14 protein-coding genes are annotated in these 19150 nt (G+C 64.6%); 10 read left to right on the plus strand and 4 right to left on the minus strand.

What is annotated here, in order from left to right; translation table 11 throughout:
• Positions 1 to 50: 50 nt before the first annotated feature.
• Entirely contained in the window at positions 51 to 527 is a 477-nt protein-coding gene (locus IHE49_RS09450) for a hypothetical protein (RefSeq protein WP_192157213.1), read from the plus strand.
• A 169-nt stretch (positions 528 to 696) separates the two neighbouring features.
• Here IHE49_RS09450 and ykgO read toward each other — a convergent pair whose 3' ends face one another.
• The 4 genes from ykgO to IHE49_RS09470 all read right to left on the minus strand — a co-directional run bounded on the left by ykgO (position 697) and on the right by IHE49_RS09470 (position 4443).
• Complete coding sequence (gene ykgO, locus IHE49_RS09455; RefSeq protein ID WP_007080705.1) at positions 697 to 822, minus strand: type B 50S ribosomal protein L36; 126 nt, start codon at positions 820 to 822, stop codon at positions 697 to 699.
• 62 nt (positions 823 to 884) lie between these two features.
• Positions 885 to 1799 (minus strand): LysR substrate-binding domain-containing protein, encoded by a 915-nt coding sequence (locus IHE49_RS09460; RefSeq protein ID WP_192157215.1) that lies wholly within the window; start codon positions 1797 to 1799, stop codon positions 885 to 887.
• A 294-nt stretch (positions 1800 to 2093) separates the two neighbouring features.
• On the minus strand, positions 2094 to 4112 hold the full coding sequence (locus tag IHE49_RS09465; protein WP_192157217.1) for an NADPH-dependent 2,4-dienoyl-CoA reductase: 2019 nt from the start codon (positions 4110 to 4112) through the stop codon (positions 2094 to 2096).
• A gap of 73 nt (positions 4113 to 4185) precedes the next feature.
• Positions 4186 to 4443 (minus strand): acyl-CoA-binding protein, encoded by a 258-nt coding sequence (locus tag IHE49_RS09470; protein ID WP_192157219.1) that lies wholly within the window; start codon positions 4441 to 4443, stop codon positions 4186 to 4188.
• A gap of 99 nt (positions 4444 to 4542) precedes the next feature.
• On the opposite strand from IHE49_RS09470, the gene cmk reads away from it, so the two are divergent.
• From cmk to IHE49_RS09515, 9 genes are all read left to right on the plus strand, one after another.
• Positions 4543 to 5223, plus strand: a complete 681-nt coding sequence (gene cmk / locus IHE49_RS09475; RefSeq protein WP_192157221.1) for a (d)CMP kinase — start codon at positions 4543 to 4545, stop codon at positions 5221 to 5223.
• Positions 5224 to 5392: 169 nt separating this feature from the next.
• Positions 5393 to 7066 (plus strand): 30S ribosomal protein S1, encoded by a 1674-nt coding sequence (rpsA, locus tag IHE49_RS09480; RefSeq protein ID WP_192157223.1) that lies wholly within the window; start codon positions 5393 to 5395, stop codon positions 7064 to 7066.
• 79 nt (positions 7067 to 7145) lie between these two features.
• Complete coding sequence (locus tag IHE49_RS09485; RefSeq protein WP_192157225.1) at positions 7146 to 7448, plus strand: integration host factor subunit beta; 303 nt, start codon at positions 7146 to 7148, stop codon at positions 7446 to 7448.
• Between the two features lie 200 nt (positions 7449 to 7648).
• Entirely contained in the window at positions 7649 to 7891 is a 243-nt protein-coding gene (locus IHE49_RS09490) for a lipopolysaccharide assembly protein LapA domain-containing protein (RefSeq protein WP_192157227.1), read from the plus strand.
• Positions 7888 to 9060, plus strand: a complete 1173-nt coding sequence (gene lapB, locus IHE49_RS09495; protein ID WP_192157229.1) for a lipopolysaccharide assembly protein LapB — start codon at positions 7888 to 7890, stop codon at positions 9058 to 9060. The genes IHE49_RS09490 and lapB overlap by 4 nt, the downstream gene beginning before the upstream one ends.
• 5 nt (positions 9061 to 9065) lie before the next feature.
• Positions 9066 to 10088 (plus strand): glycosyltransferase family 4 protein, encoded by a 1023-nt coding sequence (locus tag IHE49_RS09500; RefSeq protein WP_343227564.1) that lies wholly within the window; start codon positions 9066 to 9068, stop codon positions 10086 to 10088.
• The gene (locus tag IHE49_RS09505) at positions 10075 to 11970 is read left to right on the plus strand and encodes a nucleoside-diphosphate sugar epimerase/dehydratase (protein ID WP_192157233.1); all 1896 of its coding nucleotides are present in this window, start codon (positions 10075 to 10077) and stop codon (positions 11968 to 11970) included. Before IHE49_RS09500 ends, IHE49_RS09505 begins: the two co-directional genes overlap by 14 nt.
• On the plus strand, positions 11971 to 12846 hold the full coding sequence (gene galU, locus IHE49_RS09510; protein ID WP_192157235.1) for a UTP--glucose-1-phosphate uridylyltransferase GalU: 876 nt from the start codon (positions 11971 to 11973) through the stop codon (positions 12844 to 12846).
• Between the two features lie 196 nt (positions 12847 to 13042).
• Positions 13043 to 19114 (plus strand): alpha-2-macroglobulin, encoded by a 6072-nt coding sequence (locus IHE49_RS09515; RefSeq protein WP_192157237.1) that lies wholly within the window; start codon positions 13043 to 13045, stop codon positions 19112 to 19114.
• Positions 19115 to 19150 lie beyond the last annotated feature (36 nt).

Below are 19150 nucleotides of genomic sequence, written 5' to 3' on the forward strand. Positions count from 1 at the left end.
TGCGCCAGATGGATCAACGATTCCTGCATGCAGGAGAGGACTCTGTTTCCATGCGTCCGCTGGTGCTGGTGCTGACCTTGGGTTGGACCGTGCTGCTGGCTTTCTTCTTCGCAAACGTGGAGATCCAGATCGAAGGCGCCGCCGGCTGGGCGGCGAACCTGCCGACCTGGCGCATCGAGCATCACTGGCTGCTGGATATCTTTTGGGGCGGCCGGCCCATGACCGGATATCACGCGTGGCTGTTTCCCTGCATGGGGCTGTTTTTCCATTTCCCGCTGATCTTCACCGGCCGCTGGAACTGGCGTGCCGAGGCGCGCGTGTTCGCCTGCATCATGCTGTTCTGGATCACCGAGGACTTCTTGTGGTTCGTGCTGAACCCGGCCTATGGCGTAGCGCATTTCGCGCGGCGCTATATTCCATGGCATATCCACTGGTGGGGACCGGCACCCAGTGACTACTGGGTGTCGTTGTCCATATCCGCAGTGCTGTTCTGGTTGTCGTGCCGGCGACCGAAGTTGAAGACCTGAAGAACGGGCGGTCTGCCTCCCTGGCTCCCGCCTCGTAGTCGGGAACAAAATATCCCCGGGAGCGATTTTTGACATCGCGCTAGCGCTGGCCGAAGGGTGGCTGCCAGGGATGCGGCCACAAAAAAGGCCGCATCGACGCGGCCTTTCTTATCGACACGTCATGCTGTGCTCAGCGCTGACGAGCCTTGAAACGCGGATTGCTCTTGCAGATCACGAACACCTTGCCGCGACGACGCACGATCTTGCAGTCGCGGTGCCGCGCCTTGGCGGACTTCAACGAGTTAAGCACCTTCACGGCGAGCTCCTGATACCAAACGGAAAAAATCAGCGGGCAAGTATAACCTGCTGAATCGCCAGTCACAAGTTGCCGGAATCGCGGGCGAATTCGTCCACCGTGGACAGGAATTGCGTCAGCACCGGCGATGCCTCGTCGGCTCTGCTGGCGACGGCCAGCAGGAGTTCGGCCCCGTGGTCGGCCAGCGGTACGTAGCTGACCCCTGCCAGATGCACCGCGCGCATCGTCGCCGGCACCAGCGCCACACCCAGGCCGGCGGCCACCAATGCCAGCAGGCCGCTGACCTGTTGGGCCTGCTGCACGGTGCGGGGCTGGAAACCGGCGGCGTTGGCCAGCGTGGTGAGCTTGTCGTGCAGGGTGGCGGCCATCTCGCGTGGCTGCGTGACGAAGGCCGCCCCGGCCACTTCGCTCATGTGCAACCTGTCGCGGGCGGCCAGCGGATGGCTTGATGGCAGGGCGAGCATCAGTCGCTCACGGTCGATCATGCGCAGCCGCAGTTTGCGGGCGTCTTGCAGGTGGCGGGGTTCGGTGCGCACGAAGCCGACGTCGATCTCGTTGGCCAGAAGGGCGGCGAATTGCGGCGCGTTGTTCATTTCACGCAACTGGACGTCCACGCCTGGCGCCATCTGGCGATGGCGCAGCAAGGTACGGGGCAGGGCGGGGTGGAACGATACCGACAACGTGTAAGCCAGCCGCAGCTGGCCGCTGTGGCCGGCTGCGGCATCAGCGGTTCGAGTGCGAGCCAGCTCGGCCTGGGCGAGGATCTGGCGTGCTTGCTCAAGGAAAACCTTGCCGGGCTCGGTCAGCGCCACCTTGCGCTTGCTTCGTTCCAGCAGCAGGACGCCGAGGTCCCGCTCCAGGGCTTGGATCTGCTGCGAGAGCGGGGGCTGGGAGATGTGCAGGCGGAGCGCCGCACGCGTGAAGCTCAATTCCTCGGCGACCGTGACGAAGTAGCGCAGCTGGCGGAAGTCAAACATATAGGGATCGCATATAAATATCGATCCAAATATATATTGGATACTTGAATGTGTCGCTCATAAAATGCCCCCGTCCCACCATCCTCCCCCCTCCCCCGATGGTGGCGACCCACGCCTCGCGGCGACGCTGGATTCGAACGGCCATCCCCCTCCCTGGCCCTTTCGATGCGTCGCACTGCGAGGCGTTTTTTTGGGTGGTGTTCTTGTGCGATCGATCCATGATCGCGAAGATCTGACGGGCGGCCACTCATGGTCGCACTTTCAAATTTTCCTCGCGGCCGCCTTTGCTTACGCTCAGAGCTGGCCGGCCAGTCGTGTTCCCTGGTCGATGGCCCGCTTCGCATCGAGTTCGGCAGCCACGTCGGCACCGCCAATGAGGTGCGCCGTCATGCCCATGCTGGCCAGTTCGTCGGCCAGGCGGCGATCCGGCTCCTGGCCGGCGCAGATCACCACGTTGTCGACGGGCAGGAGTTGCGGCTGGCCATCGACGGTGATGTGCAAGCCTTGGTCGTCGAAACGTTCGTAGCCAACCTGGCCCAGCATGGTCACATGCTTTGCCTTCAATGTGGCGCGGTGCACCCAGCCGGTGGTCTTGTTGAGTCGTGCGCCGGGGCGGCCTTCACTGCGCTGGAGCAGCCAGACTTGGCGCAGCGGCGCTTCCGGTTGCGGTTTCAGCAAGCCGCCACGGTGCGACTGCCGGATGTCCACGCCCCATTCGCGCGACCAGCGCTCCACGTCGGTGGCGGGGGAGGGGTGGTGTTCGACCAGGAATTCCGCCATGTCGAAGCCGATGCCGCCGGCACCGATGATCGCCACGCTTTGCCCGATCGGCCGGTTGTGTGCCAGCACGTCGAGGTAGCCGAGGACGCGCGGGTCATCGCTGCCTGGAAACCGCACCTTGCGCGGCATCACGCCAGTGGCGATCACTACTTCGCTATAGCCGGCTGCCTTGAGCGAGGCGGCATCGGCCAACTGGCCTAGCTTCAGCTCGACGCCTGCATCGGCAAGACGATGGCGAAAGTAACGCAGGGTTTCGTGGAACTCTTCCTTGCCGGGAATCCGCTTGGCGTAGTTGAACTGGCCACCGATTTCCGCGGACTTGTCGAACAGGGTAACCGCATGGCCGCGTTCGGCCAGTGTGGCGGCGCAAGCCATGCCGGCGGGGCCTGCGCCGACCACGGCGATGCGCTTTGGTCGCTCTGTCGGCGCGACCACCAGCTCGGTTTCGTGGCAGGCGCGCGGATTGACCAGGCAACTGGCGCGCTTGTTCTGGAACACGTGGTCGAGGCAGGCCTGATTGCAGGCGATGCAGGTGTTGATGTGCTCGCTGCGACCAGCCCTGGCCTTGTTCGCCCATTCGGGGTCGGCCAGCAGCGGACGTGCCATCGAAACCATGTCCGCGTCGCCTTCGGCCAGCACACGCTCGGCCACTTCGGGCATGTTGATGCGGTTGGTGGCGATCAGCGGAATGGAAACTTCGCCCCTGAGCTTTTTCGTCACCCACGCAAAGCCGGCTCGCGGCACGCTGGTGACGATGGTTGGCACGCGCGCTTCATGCCAGCCGATGCCTGTATTGATGATGCTGGCGCCGGCGGTTTCCACGGCCTTGGCCAGAGTGACGATCTCATCCCAGCTTTGGCCGCCTTCGACCAGGTCCAGCATCGACAGCCGGTAGATGATGATGAAGTCGCGGCCTATCGCCTCGCGCGTACGGCGCACGATTTCCGCGGGCAGGCGCATGCGCCGTTCAGCGTCCCCGCCCCATGCGTCGTTGCGCTTATTGGTGCGGGCAGCGATGAACTGGTTGATGAGGTAACCCTCCGAACCCATCACCTCGACGCCGTCGTATCCCGCCTCGCGGGCAAGCTCGGCGCTCCGTACGAAGTCGCGGATGGTGCGGTCTACGCCTCGCGCCGAGAGCGCCTTTGGCGTGAAGGGGGTGATCGGCGACTTGATCTTCGATGGCGCCACCGACAACGGGTGATAGCCATAGCGCCCCGCATGCAGGATCTGCATGCAGATGCGGCCGCCTTCGGCATGCACGGCGTCGGTGAGTCTGCGATGGCGCGCCACGTGCCAAGGCATCGAGAGGCGGCCGCCGAACGGCTTCAACCAGCCGCGGATACTGGGCGCGATGCCACCGGTGACCATCAGGCCCACGCCGCCGCGGGCGCGTTCGGCGAAATAGGCGGCCAGCTTGTCGTAGTCAGCCGCCTTGTCTTCCAGGCCGGTGTGCATCGAACCCATCAGGATGCGGTTGGGCAGGACGACGTGGCCCAGATCGAGCGGGGCGAACAAATGGGGATAGTTCATGGCACGACCGTGTTCAAACGATCGTATGAATGTGCCTGTTGCCACACTCGGACGCAAGCGGCACCTGCATGGTTCAGGCCTGCAGCTGATCCACCAGTGCGATATAGCGGCGCATTGCCTCGTCTTGCGGCAGGCCACGCAATTGCGCCCATGCCTCGTGCTTGGCGGTGCCCACGAAATCGAAGAACCCGGGCTGGTCGCCGTGCGCGTCGCCCTCCGAACCCTGTTTGTACAGCGCGTACAGCTTGAGCAGGGTGTCGTTGTCGGGGCGGTAATCCAGCCGTTTCACGGCCTCGGCGGCCTGCTCGAATGCGTGGCGGAGATCGTTCATGGCGGATCGGCGGGGGAATGGCCCGGAATTTCGCCATGGTACGCGATGCCGCTGGGGCTGGCGCGATACCATGCCCGTCCCGTTTGATCAGGAGCTGCCATGAGCCGAACAGCCGCCGTCCCCGTGTTGACCATCGACGGTCCCTCGGGCTCTGGCAAGGGCACGATCAGCCGGCGCGTGGCCGAGCATCTGGGCTGGCGGCTGTTGGACTCCGGTGCGTTGTACCGGGCGGTGGGCTATGCCGCTGGGGCAGCGGGTCTGGATCTGTCCGATGTCGAGGCGGTGACCCGCTGCGCGCAGACCACCAAGATCCGTTTCCAGGCCAGTGCCGACGGCAGCGATACCCACATCCTGGTCAACGGCCATGACGCCACCGCCGAACTGCGTACCGAAACCGCCGGCGCGGCAGCCTCGGCGATCGCCTCGATTGCCCCGGTGCGGCAGGCCCTAGTGGAGCTGCAGTTGGGCTTCCGCAAGCAGCCGGGCCTGGTCGCCGACGGGCGTGACATGGGCACGGTGATCTTTCCCGATGCCCCGTTCAAGGTGTTCCTTACCGCCAGCGCCGCCGAGAGGGCCAAAAGGCGCTATAAGCAGTTGAAGGAAAAGGGGCTCAGCGTTACACTGTCGAGTCTGCAGCGCGAGATCGAGGCGCGTGACCATCGCGATGCGTCGCGTTCGGTCGCGCCGCTCAAACCCGCGCCGGAGGCCGTACTGGTGGACACCACCGGCATGGGTATCGACGAGGTCGTCGCAAAAGTTCTTGCTGTCGTGCAGCCCTGAACGGGTTGTGCGGCGGTTTTCGTTCCCCGGTCAATGACGGCCGGGGCTCAGCCATGGTGACGAGGCGTGCCCCGCAAGGGCGCTCCGAAGGCACCCCAACCGGTGGGCCGTTGCCGTTGCGTTTCCAGTCCGGAGCGCCGCAACCGTCCTTTCCCATTCTGGAATCAACATGACCGAAAGTTTTGCCGAACTGTTTGAACAGAGCCAGCAGGCCATCGCCAAGCTGAAGCCCGGCGCCATCGTCACCGGCATCGTGGTGGAAATCCGCAACGACGTCGTCGTGATCAACGCGGGCCTGAAGAGCGAAGGCATCGTCCCGATCGAGCAGTTCAAGAGCGAAGACGGCACCCTCGAAGTGAATGTCGGCGACCACGTGAAGGTGGCCCTCGAAGCGCTCGAGGACGGCTTCGGCGAAACCAAGCTGTCGCGTGAGAAGGCCAAGCGTTCGATGGTGTGGGACGACCTCGAAGAGGCGTTCGACAAGGAAGAGACCATCAAGGGCATGATCTCCGGCAAGGTCAAGGGCGGCTTCACCGTCGACATCAAGGACGTCCGCGCCTTCCTGCCGGGCTCGCTGGTCGACGTGCGCCCGGTGCGCGAACCGACCTACCTTGAGGGCAAGGAACTCGAGTTCAAGATCATCAAGCTCGACCGCAAGCGCAACAACGTGGTGGTCAGCCGCCGCGCCGTCGTCGAGACCGAGTTCTCCGCCGAGCGCGAGCAACTGCTGGAGCGTCTGGTCGAAGGTGCCATCATCAAGGGCGTGGTCAAGAACCTCACCGACTACGGCGCGTTCGTGGATCTGGGCGGCATCGACGGCCTGCTGCACATCACCGACATGGCGTGGAAGCGCGTGCGCCATCCGAGCGAAGTCGTCAACGTCGGCGACGAGCTGGAAGTGCGCGTGCTGAAGTTCGACAAGGAGCGCAACCGCGTCTCGCTGGGCCTGAAGCAGCTGGGCGACGATCCGTGGGTGAACATCTCGCGTCGTTACCCGGTGGGTTCGCGCCTGTTCGGCAAGGTCTCCAACGTCACCGACTACGGCTGCTTCGTCGAGATCGAGCCGGGCGTCGAAGGCCTGGTCCACGTGTCCGAGATGGACTGGACCAACAAGAACGTCAATCCGGCCAAGGTGGTGCAGGTCGGCGACGAGACCGAAGTGATGGTGCTGGACGTGGATGAAGAGCGTCGCCGCATTTCGCTGGGCATCAAGCAGACCCGCTCGAACCCGTGGGAAGCGTTTGCCGCCATGCACAAGAAGGGCGACAAGGTTTCCGGCCAGATCAAGTCGATCACCGACTTCGGCGTGTTCATCGGCCTGGACGGCGGCATCGACGGCCTGGTGCACCTGTCCGACATCTCCTGGCAGATGTCCGGCGAAGACCTCGTACGCAACTTCAAGAAGGGCGACGAGATCGAGGCCGTGGTGCTGGCTGTCGATCCGGAGCGCGAGCGCATTTCGCTTGGCATCAAGCAGATGGAGCAGGATCCGTTCGGCCAGTTCATGGGCAACAACCCGCGCGGCACCATCGTCACCGGCACGGTGAAGGAAGTGGACGCCAAGGGTGCGGTGATTGACCTGGGCGAGGGCGTGGAGGGTTACCTCCGTGCCAACGACATCGCCAAGGAGCGCATCGACGACGCCACCCAGCACCTGAAGGTGGGCGACAAGGTCGAAGCCAAGTTCACCGGCATGGACCGCAAGGGCCGCCAGCTGTCGCTGTCGATCCGTGCAAAGGACGAGGAAGACGTGCAGGAAGCGCTGGCCGAGTACTCCTCGGCGGCAGGTGGCACCACCAAGCTCGGCGCTCTGCTCAAGGAGCAGATGAACAAGGCCGACTAAGGCGTTGCAAGAATGGTCCGGGGCGGCATGAGCCGCCTCGGGTCAGCAGCGCAGCAACACATTCGCGGACTGGGGGAACATGACCAAATCCGAATTGATCGAGGCGCTGGCCAGGCGCCAGACCCATCTTGCGTTCGCCGATGTCGAGTTGGCGGTCAAAAGCGTGGTCGAGCAGATGAGCCAGGCGCTGTCGCAGGGCGAACGCATCGAGGTGCGTGGTTTCGGCAGCTTTGCGCTGCATTACCGGCCGCCTCGCATGGGACGCAATCCGAAGACCGGCGATTCCGTGGCGCTGCCCGGCAAGCATGTGCCGCACTTCAAGCCCGGCAAGGAACTGCGTGAACGCGTCAACCTGCGGCTGGAAGAAGCCGCGACCGGCTGAGGCGGAACGCCAAGTGAGTTCATGAAGGCAGGTAGGCGCGAGCCGATCCTGCCTTTTTGTTTTTGGGATGCCCCTTGATCGAAGAGATCAACGACGGCTCTTCGAAACTGCGTTTTCCATCTGTCTTTACGGCTGAATTGCAGCAACATGCCTCAGTCTGCTTGCTGTGCCGGGCGCGGACGATGGGGTAAAGTCCTCGGATGCGCTTGATCGTGATCTTCGTCCTCATCTTCTTCGTTGCCGCCGGCGTGGTAGTGGGCGCACTCAATGCCGGCCTGGTCGACTACGACTTCGCCTTCGCGCGCGTGTCCATGCCCAAGGGAGCTGCGCTGTTGGCCGCGTTGGTGCTGGGCTGGCTGTTGGGTGGCCTCACCGCTTGGCTCGGCGTGAGCCTGCGGCATCGCCGCCGACTGAAAGCCGGCAAGAAGCAGGCGCGTGCATGATGTCCTGGTACGTGTTGCTGCCGTTGGCGGTGCTCGCCTTTGGGCTGGGCTGGTGGGCGTCGCGATTCGCCAGCGCTAGGCGTTCCGGTGCGGCGGTCAATGAGCTCTCGTCCGACTATTTTCGCGGCTTGAACTACCTGCTCAATGAGGAGCAGGACAAGGCCATCGAGGTGTTTCTGCGCCTGGCCGAATACAACCGCGACACGGTGGAGACGCATCTTGCGCTGGGCAACCTCTTCCGCCGCCGCGGCGAGGTGGATCGCGCGATCCGGTTGCACCAGCACCTGGTTTCGCGGCCGAACCTGTCCGAGCCGACCAAGACCGTAGCCCTGCTGGAACTGGGCGAGGATTACATGCGCGCGGGCTTGCTCGACCGCGCGGAAGCACTGTTCGACGACCTGGTGGCGATGGATGCGCACGCGCCGTCGGCGTTGCGCCACCTGATCGCGATCTACCAGCACGAGCGCGACTGGAACAAGGCGATCGAGCATGCGCGCCGTCTGGAGGCGATGACCGGCGAGGACGAGTCGCCGATGATCGCCCAGTTTTATTGCGAATTGGCCGAGCGTTCGCGTCAGCACGGCGCGCGGATCGAAGCGCGCGATTACCTGGAGCATGCCTTCCGGTGCCAGCCCGATTGCGTGCGTGCCTGGATGCTGACGGGGCGTTTGCACGCCGAGGATGGGCAGCATGCCGAAGCAGTGCAGGCCTATGAAGCAGCGGTCGGAGCGGATATCGCCTTCGTACCGGAAATCCTGCCGCCATTGTTGAACAGCTACGCCTGCTCGCAGCAGATGGATCGCGCCGAGCGTTTCTTGCGCGAGCTGCTGGAGCGCTACCACGGCATCTCGCCGGTGTTGGCATTGACCAGGCTGTACCAGCAGCGTGACGGCCAGCGCGAGGCGGTAGGCTTCCTGACCGGGCAATTGCGCCTGCGTCCTTCGGTGCGCGGCCTGATGGCGCTGATCGATGCCACGATGGATCGGATCGAAGGCGAGGCGCGCGAGAACTTCTTGATCCTGCGCGATCTCACCAAGAAATTGCTGGAGGGGCAGGCGATGTATCGCTGCAGCCGTTGCGGCTTCGGCGCAAAAGCGCACCACTGGCAATGCCCCAGTTGCAAGAGCTGGAGCACGATCCGACCCATCCATGGCGTTGCGAACGAGTGACGCCGGTGGCTTGGGTTATCGGATGGTTGCTGCTCTCCTTCGCCATCGCCTGGATGTCGGCACGCGTGGCGATTGGTTACGCGCATCGCCGCGGCATGCTGGATCGCCCGGGTCAGCGACGTTCCCACACCATCCCCACGCCGCGCGGCGGCGGCATCGGTATCGTCCTGGCCAACTTGGTCTGTCTTCCCGGCGCCTTGCTTGGCACCTGGGCGCCATGGTCTTGGCCAGTGGTGGCAGCCTTGCTGGCGGCCCTGCTGTTGGTGGCGCTGGCAGGCTGGTGGGACGATCATCGCTCCCTGCCGATCCTGCCGCGTTTCGGCGCACAGTTGCTGGCCGTACTGCTGTTTGCCGTTGCGTTGGGCGCAAGCGGCATGTCCCGGTGGTGGTTGCTGCCCCTGCTGCTGGCCGGTGTGTGGAGCATCAACCTGCACAACTTCATGGACGGCATCGATGGCCTGCTGGCCCAGCAGGCCATGTTCGTGGGAGCCGGGTTGGCGTGGCTGGCGTGGAACGCCGGGCAATGGCCGTTGGCGCTGGCTGCCAGCTGCCTTGCCACGGCCAGCCTGGGTTTCTGGTGCCTCAATCGTTCGCCGGCGCGTATTTTCATGGGAGATGTGGGCAGCGGCAGCGTAGGGCTGCTGATTTTCGCGTTCACAGCGATGCTGTGGCGGGTCGATGCGAGCCTGTTGTGGCCGGCATTGATCCTGTCCTCGGCCTTCGTCGCCGATGCCAGCCTGACCTTGCTGACGCGTTATTTCCGGGGGCGACGCTGGTACAGTGCGCACCGCGAGCACCTGTACCAGTGGCTGGTCAGGCGCGGTTTGACGCATGCCTGGGGAGGGACGGTCTATATGACATGGAATCTGTTGTTCGCTGCGCCGATGGCTTGGTTGGCTTGGAGTCATCCACGGCTGGCTTTGCCGATTAGCATCGTCGCCTACCTGGCTGCGGCGGCGCTCTGGTTGATGCTCAAGCGACGTTGCCTGCGGCGCCACCCGACCAAGGACCGCCATGTCGCTGCGTAGGCTTGTCGGCTTCATCCATCCTCGCGTGGCGGTCATGTTGCACGACTTGGCCATGGCCGCGATCGCCTGGTGGGTCGCCAAGTTGTTGCGTTACGCGGTGCGGCCGGAAGATGTCGTGCATTTTCGCTGGTTCGAGCTGCCGATCGTGCTGCTCGCGCAAGGCTTGGTCTTCCGCTTGACCGGCCTGTACAAGGGCGTATGGCGCTTCGCCAGCCTGCCCGATTTGTGGAACATCCTGCGCGCCGTGGCGCTGGGTTCGGCGGCAATCTGGCTGCTGATGTCGATGTTCAACCGCTTGCAGGGCGTGCCGCGCACGATGTTGCTGTTGTATCCGGTGGTGCTGGCGCTGGCGCTGGGGCTGCCTCGGCTTGCCTACCGCTATTGGAAGGACAGTCGCCGCGGAATATCCGGGTTGAACTCCACGCGCCGTGTGCTCATTCTGGGCGCAGACCACGCCGGCGAGGTGCTTTCGCGCGACTTGCTCCGCAGCGGCGGTTACGCGGTGGTCGGCTTTCTCGATGATCGTCCCGCATTGCGCGGCGCCAGCATCAACGGACATCCGGTGCTGGGCCAGTTCGAGCAATTGCCTGCCATCGCGCGCGAAGCGGCGGTCGAGATGATATTGATCGCCTTGCCCAGCGCCACGGTGGGCGAGATGCGCCGTGTGGTGAGCCTGTGCGACGCCACCGATCTACCGTACCGGACGGTTCCAAGGCTGGACGACGTGGTCGCAGGACGTGCGCAGCCTGGCGAGATCAAGGAAGTGGCGATCGAGGACCTGCTCGGGCGTGATGCCGTGGAGCTGGATTGGACGGCGATCCGCGAGACGATAGGCGGCCGCCGTGTGTTGGTCACCGGCGGCGGTGGCTCGATCGGCTCGGAACTGTGCCGTCAGGTGGCGCGCCTGGGAGCGCTGTCGCTGGTCGTCGTCGATCACAGCGAATACAACCTCTACCAGATCACGCGGGAGTTGCGCGCCAACTATCCGGAACTGCTGCTCGAGGGTGTACTCGCCAGTTGCGTGGACTGCGTGCAGATGCGCAGGGTACTGGCCGAGGCGCGGCCGCAGGTGGTGTTCCATGCCGCGGCCTACAAGCATGTGCCCATGCTGCAGCACCAGTTGCGCGCAGCCTTCCTCAACAACGTGCTGGGCACGCGTGCCATGGCCGACCTGTCATGCGAGGCGGGCGTGGAATGCTTCGTGCTGATTTCCACGGACAAGGCGGTCAATCCCACCAGCGTGATGGGCGCATGCAAGCGCATTGCCGAAATCTGGTGCCAGAACCTCGACGCGCACGCCAGCACCCGTTTCATGACCGTGCGTTTTGGCAACGTGCTCGATTCGGCTGGTTCGGTCGTGCCGTTGTTCCGCAAACAGATCCGCGATGGCGGCCCGGTCACCGTGACCCATCCGGAAGTTTCGCGCTACTTCATGACCATCCCGGAGGCCTGCCAGTTGATCTTGCAGGCGGCCAGCCTCGGCAAGGGCGGCGAGATCTTCGCGCTCGATATGGGCGAGCCGATGAAGATTCGCGATCTTGCCGAGCAGATGATCCGGCTGGCCGGCAAGAAGCCGGGCAGCGAGGTGCCCATCGTTTTCACCGGCCTGCGGGCAGGCGAGAAGCTGTTCGAGGAACTGTTCCATCCGCTCGAACAGTACAGCGCCACCACGCACGCCAAGATCTTCCTGGCCCAGCATCGCCAAGTACCGTGGGAGCTGTTGCAAGCCACGATGCACAAGGCGGCCGACATGGTCGCAACAGATAACGACGAAGAGTTGCGGCGATGCGTGTCCGGCTTGTTGCCGTCGTTCCGCTGGAGCGAAGCGCCGCAACCCGACAACGTGGTGTCGATCCGCCGCCACGAAACAGGAGAGAAGTGAGTGAGCAAGCCCTTGCGCAAAGTGGTCTTCCCCGTGGCCGGCCTGGGCACGCGCTTCCTGCCCGCCACCAAGGTGGTGGCCAAGGAAATGCTGCCGGTGCTGGACAAGCCATTGATCCAGTATGCGGTGGACGAAGCGGTCGATGCCGGTGCCGATACGCTGATCTTCGTCACCAACCGCTACAAGCACGCCATCGCCGACTACTTCGACAAAGCCTACGAACTGGAGGCCAAGTTGCAGGAGAAGGGCAAGGACGCGCTTCTGGCGCTGGTGCAGGGCACGCTTCCGAAACACGTGCGCGCGATCTTCGTCACCCAGCCCGAGGCACTGGGCTTGGGGCATGCCGTGCTGTGCGCCAAGCCCGTGGTGGGCGACGAGCCGTTCGGCGTGGTCTTGCCCGACGACCTCATCTGGAACGGTGCCGGCAAGGGCGCGCTGCGCCAGATGGCCGAATTGGGCCAACGCGAAGGTGCCGGCGTGATCGCGGTGGAAGAAGTGCCGCAGAACGAAACCGACAAATACGGCATCGTGGACGCCACGCGAATCGACGAGCGCAGCGCGCAGATCCGCCACATGGTTGAAAAGCCCAAGCCGGCCGATGCGCCGTCGAACCTGGCCGTGGTGGGGCGTTACGTGCTGCCGGGCCGGATTTTCCAGTTGCTGGAGCAGACCACGCCGGGCGCGGGTGGCGAGATCCAGCTCACCGACGCGATCGATACCTTGCTGAAGGAACAGGGCAAGGTGCTGGCGTACCGCTTCGAGGGCACGCGTTTCGACTGCGGCAACAAGGCAGGGCTGGTACGCGCCACCATGCACATGGCGCTGCAGGATCCGAGCCTGGCGCCGGTGGTGCGCGAGATCGCCGCTACGCTCTGACCGCCGTCGCTGGTTGGCGCGGCATGGCCGTGCCAGAATCGCGGCTGCGTCCTGCCATATTCATGGTGCAGGATGCGCATGGGGAAATCCATCCAATCAGGCCTCGCATGCCGTGCGGGGCCTGATCATGTGGCAGGAGCCCCGACACCGGCCGCAAGGGCCGGCGTCATTCGACGGATGAATCGAGGGAAGCATCATGGATCTGCTGCGTTTCCTGCTCCTGTTGCCAGTGCGCCTGCTGCGCATGGCGGGGCATGTCCTTGGCTGGATCTTGCGGCCGCTGCTCGGCAACGTGCAATGGTCGGCGCCCGGCTGGATGCATGTCGTGCGCCGCAATCCGTTGCGTTCGGCCGGTACCTTGCTGGCGGCAGTCGTGTTGGCTGGCGGTGGCTGGTACGGCTGGCGCTGGTACCAGAACCGACCGCGTCCGCCGCAGCCGCAGCAGATCACCTGGACGGTGCAGGCACCGGCGCTCACCGACTACGGCAAGCAACCGGTCGTGGTGCATCCGCTGGAGCTCGCGTTCTCGGGATCGGCGGCGCCGATCGAGCGCGTCGGCAAGCCGGTGACCGAAGGCATTGCCATGAGCCCGGACACCAAGGGCCAATGGACCTGGGTGGACGACCATACCTTGCGCTTTACGCCCGCGGCGGACTGGCCGATCGGCCAGCACTACAAGGTGCGCTTCGACGTGCGCAAGACCTTCGCGCCGCAGGCCTTGATGGCGGATGACGGCTTCGAGTTCGACACTGCACCCTTCACCGCCACGCTGGGACGGGGCGAGTTCTACCAGGACCCGCAGGACGCCACCGCCAAGCAGGTGATCATGCCGGTGGACTTCAGCTATCCCATCGATGCCGCGCAATTCGAACGGCGCATCGCGCTGGCTCTGGCCGACAAGGATGGCAAGCGCGGCGACACGCTGAAGTACACCGTGACCTACGACCAGACCCGCCTGCATGCATGGATCCACTCGCAGCCGTTGGCCTTGCCGCACGACGACGGCGCGGTGGCGGTCACGATCGACAGCGGCGTGCGCAGCACGCGTGGCGGCATGGGCACCAAGGATCCGCTCAAGGCCAGTGTGCGCATCCCCGGCCTCTACAGCCTCACGGTGGACGATATTTCACCCACGCTGGTGAACAACGACAAGTACGAACCCGAACAGGTGATGGTGGCCAACTTCAGCGGCGCGGTACGCAGCAGCGACGTGGCTGACGTGACCCAGGCCTGGGTGTTGCCGGCGAACAAGCCGGGTGAGCGGGCTTCCTACGATGGCAAGCCTTACGAGTGGGATGTATCCGAGGTTGGCGAGGACGTGCTGCGCAAGTCGCAGGTGCTCAAGCTCGACGTGGTGCCCACCGAGAACGACTATCAGGAGTTGCAGAGCTTCAAATACCAGGCCACGCCGGGGCAGCGCGTCTACGTGCGCATTGGCAAGGACGTGAAGTCCTTCGGTGGCTACGTGCTGGGCCGGCCGGTGGCGCGCGTGTTCACCGTGCCGGATTATCCCAAGCTGCTGCGCTTCATGGCGGACGGTTCGCTGCTGTCACTGGGTGGCAGCAAGCGCGTCTCGGTGGTCTCGCGCAACATGCCTGGCATGCGCGTGGAGATCGGCCGCGTGCTGCCCGACCAGTTGCAGCATCTGGTCAGCCTCAATTCGGGCGACTACAGCCATCCGCAGTTGCCTTATGACTTCGACGAGGGTCACATCGTCGAACGTTACGAGATCAAGCGTTCGTTTCCGCAAGGCGGCCCGAGCCAGGCGCATTACGAGGGTGTCGACCTCGGTCAATACCTCAAGCCGGGACGTCGCGGCGTGTTCTGGCTGCACCTTTCCAGTTACGACCCGGCCGCCGCTGCCAAGCGCGCGGACGAGGCGGTGAAGGCACGCGCGCTCGCGCAGCAGGGCCTGGCGCCTGCACCCGGTCGATCCGCGGCGGCGCCGGCTGCTGCAACCACGGTAGCGGCAGCCGACGACGCTGCAGACAACGCAGGTGACAACAATGAAGGCGACAACGGCGATGGCAACAACGATGCCTCGCCCAGCGACAACCGCCTCATCGTGGTCACCGACCTCGGCATGTTGGTGAAGCAGGCGCTGGACGGGAGCCAGGATGTGTTCGTGCAATCCATCGGCAACGGCCAACCGGTGGCAGGCGCCAGCGTGTCGGTGCTTGCGGTAAACGGGCAGACGCTCTTCACGCAGACCACCGGCGCCGAAGGCGTGGTGCATTTCCCCAGCCTCAAGGGGCTGGACCGCGAGAAGAAGCCCGCGCTCTACGTGGTGAGCAAGGGCGAGGATCTTTCCTTCCTGCCGGTAGGCAGCTCCGACCGCCAGCTCGACTTCTCGCGCTTCGACATCGGTGGCGAGGCAAATGCGGCAAACGCCGGCCAGCTCAGCGGTTATCTGTTTTCCGACCGCGGCATCTATCGTCCCGGCGATACCTTTCACATCGGCCTGATCGTGCGCGCCGCGGAATGGGCGCGCAACGTGGCGGGCATTCCGCTGCAGGCCGAGATCGTCGACCCGCGCGGCGTCACGGTGAAGCAGCAGCCCTTGGCGATGGACTCCAGCGGCTTCGGCGAATTGAGCTACACGCCGGCGGAAACCGCGCCCACCGGCACGTGGGCGGTGAACCTCTACATCGTGCGCGGGGGTAAGGCCGATACGCAGATCGGCAGCACCACGGTGCAGGTGAAGGAATTCCTGCCCGACCGCATGAAGGTGAGCGCCAAGCTCTCTCAGCAGGTCGCCGAGGGTTGGGTGAAGCCTGACCAGCTCAAGGGCCTGGTCGATGCGCAGAACCTGTTCGGCACGCCCGCCGCGGATCGCCGCGTGGAAGCCTCGCTCACGCTGCGTCCGGCGTGGCCGGCATTCCACAGCTGGCCGGACTACCACTTCTACGACATCCGCCGTGCCAAGGAGGGTTACGAGGAGAACCTTGCCGACGGCAAGACCGACGACAAGGGCCATGCCGAATTCGACCTCGACCTCAAGAAATACGCCGACGCCACCTACCAGCTCTACTTCCTCGCCAAAGCGCACGAAGCGGACGGCGGCCGTAGCGTGGCCGCTGCCACGCAGACCCTGGTGTCCTCGAACGACTGGCTGGTGGGCTACAAGAGCGACGACGCGCTGGACTACGTGAGCCGCAATGCAGAGCGCAAGGTGCGCCTGGTGGCGATCGGCCCCGATGCGAAATCCATCGCGCTGGACGGTCTCAAGGCGCAATTGGTCGAGCGCCGCTACGTCTCGATACTCACCAAGCAGGACTCCGGCGTCTACAAGTACGAGTCCAAGCTCAAGGAAATCCCGGTGGACGAGAAGCCGCTGGCGATTCCCGCGGGCGGCATGGATTACGCGCTCGCCACGGACAAGCCCGGCGACTACGCACTGCTGATCCTGCGTGGCAACGACCGCAAGGAGGTCAACCGCGTCAGCTATTCGGTGGCTGGCAACGCCAATTTGTCGCGTTCGCTGGATCGCAATGCCGAACTGCAACTAAGCCTGGACAAGCAGGACTACAAGCCTGGCGACACCATCCATATCGCCGTGCACGCGCCGTACGCGGGCAGCGGCCTGATCACCATCGAGCGCGACAAGGTCTACGCACACGCGTGGTTCCATGCCGACACCACCAGTTCGGTGCAGAGCATCACCTTGCCCAAGGACTTCGAAGGCAACGGCTACGTCAACGTGCAGTTCGTGCGCGACCCGTCCTCCGACGAGGTCTTCATGAGTCCGCTGTCCTACGGCGTGGAGCCGTTCTCCGTGAACCTCGACGCGCGGCGCGATGCACTGACGGTGGACACGCCCGCGCTGGTGAAACCGGGCGACACCGTGACCTTCAAGCTGCACGCGGCGCAACCGGCCAGGGTGGTGCTGTTCGCGGTGGACGAAGGCATCCTGCAGGTGGCGCGCTACAAGCTGGGCGACCCGCTGCAGTACTTCTTCCGAAAGAAGATGCTCGAGGTGAAGACCTCGCAGATCCTCGACCTGATCCTGCCCGAGTTCGAGAAGCTGATGGCGCTGTCCGCCGCTGCCGGTGGCGATGCCGACGCGGCGATCAGCCGCCAGCTCAACCCGTTCAAGCGCAAGCGCGACAAGCCGGTGGCCTACTGGTCGGGCATCGTCGACGTCGATGGCGAGAAGGACTTCAGCTACACGGTTCCCGACTATTTCAACGGCCGCGTGCGTGTGATGGCCGTGGCGGTGTCGCCTGACCGCATTGGTACGTGGGAGGGCGCCACCACGGTGCGCGGCGACTTTGTGCTTTCGCCCAACGTGCCGACCACGATGGCCCCAGGGGACGAGGCCGAGGTGAGCGTGGGCGTGGCCAACAACCTCACGGACATCGGCACGAAGGCGGTACCGGTGGCAGTAACGCTGCAGACCGGTTCACAGCTGCAGGTGCTGGGGCCGGCCACGCAGGACGTGAGCCTCGCCTCGATGCGCGAAGGCGTGCTGCGCTTCCGCGTCAGGGCAACCGACAAGTTGGGTTCCGGCCATCTGGGCTTCGCCGCCAGCTATGGAGGCAAGTCGGCACAGCAGGGCATTGACGTGTCGGTGCGGCCGGCATCGGCCTATCGCACCCAGGTCGACGTGGGCCGCGTGGAATCGGGCAGCCTGGCCGACCTGAAGCCGCTGCGTCCGCTGTACGACGCCTACGCCTCGCGTGATGCGGCGATCTCCTCCTTGCCAGTCGTGCTGGCGCAAGGCATCACCAGCTATCTGGTGAACTACCAGAACTACTGCAGCGAGCAGATCGTGAGTTCGGCGATGCCGCGGCTGGTGGTGTCGAAGTGGCCGGTGGTGCCGGTGTTCGCGCACGCGTTGCAGCCGGCCTTCGGCGACAAGACCATCAGCAACGACCAGGCACTGGCGAACTTCCTCGACGTGCTGCACTCGCGGCAGAACGGTGCTGGCGGTTTCGGCCTCTGGTCGGCCACGCCGGATGCCGAACCGTTCGTCTCCGATTACGCGATGAACTTCCTGATCGAGGCGCGCGAACGCGGCATGGTGGTGCCGCAGGATATGCTCGACGCCGGCAACCAGTACCTCAGGCAACTGGCCGCCAACGACAGCATGGACACGCTGGACCAGCTGCGCGAGCGTGCCTACGCCGTGTACCTGCTGACCCGCCAGGGCAACGTCACCACCAATGAGTTGGCCGCGGTGCAGAAGCGTCTGCAGGACCAGTATCCGAAGGATTGGACGAATGACCTGGCCGCCGCATGGCTGGCTGCTTCGTACAAGCTGCTCAAGCAGGATGCCGAGGCGAATCGCCTGATGGCAGGGCCGCTCAAGCTGCTCACCCGCGCCAAGGCCGCCGAGGACTTCGACTATGGCTACTACTACGACCCGCTGACCCGCGATGCCAGTGTGCTTTACCTGATCGCCAAACACTTCCCGCAGGAGGCGAAGTCGCTGCCCTCGCGCGTGTTCGAGAACGTCTCGTGGCCGCTCGCGCACAACGACTACAACACCTTGTCGTCCGCGATGACCGTACTGGCGCTGGACAGTTACGCGCACGACACCGCCGCCGGCCTGGACAAGCTGGGCATCGCCGAAGTGCTGGCCGACGGCAGCGCCAAGCCCATCGGCCAGGCGCAAGGCGGCATGTTGCTGGGCGGTAGTTGGGACGGTGTGGCGAAGGCGCTGCGCTTCACTAACCAGGGCAGCCTGCCGGCATGGCGCATCGCCACGCAGGGCGGCTATGACCGCAGCAGCTCGAAGGAGGCGATCAAGAACGGCATCGAGATCGTGCGCGAGTACACCAGCACCGACGGCAAGGCACTGGACAAGATCACGGTGGGCGAGGAAATCGACGTGCACATCAAGATCCGCGCCACCGGCGACGAGGGCGTGGGCAACGTGGCCATCGTCGATCTGCTGCCGGGCGGGTTCGATCCGGTGATCCAGCCGCCACCTGCGGTACAGGCGGACAGCAATACGGCCGGCGACAACGGCAGTGGCGACGACAACAGCAACAGCGATGGCAGCGACACGCCCAAGCCTGCCGCGTGGCGTTCGCCCATCGGTCTTGACTCATCGACCTGGCAGCCCGAGTACGCGGACATTCGCGAGGATCGCGTGGTGATCTACGGCACGGCCACGCCGGACGTGCGTGAGTTCGTCTATCGCATCAAGGCCACCAACGCCGGCAAGTTCCAGGTCGCTCCGGCTTATGCCGAGCAGATGTACGACCGTGCCATCCAGGCACAGGCTCCCGGAGGCGCCGTGCTCGACGTGGTACAGCCGTGATCCACAACCGTGAACACCCCTTCCTTGCCGGGGCAC

Source organism: Rhodanobacter sp. 7MK24 (genome assembly GCF_014842995.1).
GTDB lineage: Bacteria > Pseudomonadota > Gammaproteobacteria > Xanthomonadales > Rhodanobacteraceae > Rhodanobacter_A.